We start from the raw sequence: 1,515 nt of genomic DNA on the forward strand, positions 1-1,515 counted from the left end.
AAAACCCGTAGAGGGTGAGAGCAGTTACAGCCGCGAAAGCGACAATCATCGCCACCCATTCGCGTTTGGAAAATAGATCGAAGTCGAACATGCGAGCCCTTGCCGCCGACTCCAACTGAGGCGGCCTTACTCTTTTTCCTCCGGGTGTAGCTGGGCCTTCTTTGCCATCAACTCGGCAATAAGCTGGCCTATACCTTCTAGGGCAATCTGGTCTGTGATCCGGGACCGCATCGCTTTGTAGCGTTCAATCTTCTTGTCTAGGTCGATGCACTTCTCACACATTGGCCGCCCCGTTGCGGGTATTTTCGGGGCGTCAATTAACATTTGATGGGTTCGTTCCAAAGCAGGCCACCCCGAAAATCAACTTAGGCCACTAGGGTTAAAGCAGGCCAGCGCCCAAATTGGCATGAGAACGTTCTGTCAAGGAGAACAAGGCCCGCCAGCGTGAACCGGCGGGCCTCCACCTCGATCTTCTCAGCTCACGCCCAGAGGCCCTCCGAGACAATCTCGACGCGCGACATGGTTCGTCGAGATAGGCTGGGGCGTCGAGAGGCAGTGGAGCTCGAATATCGCCGTACGCCTTCATGGGATTTTCTTTGTTGTAGGCCGCTATCATGCGCTTTGCACAAGCCGGGAGGCCGGCGCGATCGACGCGTCTCTCCATTAACTCGATGACCAGGTTCCCGACGATATCCTGCCGCTTCTCCTGGTCGAGGTAGCGTGGCGTGAGGCCGTAAAGCCACTCGTAGTCTCCGTTCTGATAGACATAGAGCGGGATATTGTTGCGTACGAAGTCGGATGGAAGCTTGATCTGTCGTTCGAGCATAGGCGCTGACGACTGTACGTTCTTGAAGCTTCGAATAGTGGCCGGATTTCTTGCCGCCATGGCCCAGCGTTCGTTCACATCGGGCCTTGTCAACTTGAGCGTTCGCGCTTGCAGGCTCGAGATGGTCGATCGGCGGCCGTCGACTGGCGTTGTGAGTTGCGTAAAGCTCATGCCTGTCAAAAGGCCGCGCTCAACCGTTTTGATTGTCTCTTCCGTCACCTCTGCCCCGGTGAAGGCGCGTCGGCAGGTAACGCAAGCGCGCGTACCGTTTCGCGAGTCGATTTTGATGTTATCGTCGGTGAGCGCATGCCCATATTTGCAATGCGTTTGATATCCTCGAGAACCCGCCGCCGTTGCAAGCCTGGAATTTCTCGCGATTACAGGGCTGAACTTGGCCTCCCATTCTGGATTGCTCTTCCGATGCAGCCTTAACCTGATCGTGTCATATTCGCTGAGTAGCTTTCTCAGCGAGGCACCTAGTTGAGCCACTTTTCGATAATGGTGATGTCGTCGGGCGTGAGGTGCACTGAACCTCTAGCAGTCTGCTGAAAAACCCCCTCGCCAGGGAGGGGACTTGATGATTCACTTCGTCATCTCGAATCGGCGGAGACGATCATGCGCGGCAGGTTTACGGATCAGGGCGGCCTGTTTTCGTACATCGCGCCGGATAAACGTGTGCCAGCGAACCA

At 55.8% G+C, this 1,515-nt stretch carries 1 protein-coding gene; it reads right to left on the reverse strand.

Annotation, left to right across the window (positions count from 1 at the left end):
- Positions 1–379: 379 nt before the first annotated feature.
- On the reverse strand, positions 380–1,045 hold the full coding sequence (locus tag IVB27_RS37570; RefSeq protein ID WP_247447651.1) for a hypothetical protein: 666 nt from the start codon (positions 1,043–1,045) through the stop codon (positions 380–382).
- Between the last annotated feature and the right edge of the window lie 470 nt (positions 1,046–1,515).

It is taken from the genome of Bradyrhizobium sp. 197, from assembly GCF_023073375.1.
In the GTDB taxonomy this organism is placed as follows: domain Bacteria; phylum Pseudomonadota; class Alphaproteobacteria; order Rhizobiales; family Xanthobacteraceae; genus Bradyrhizobium.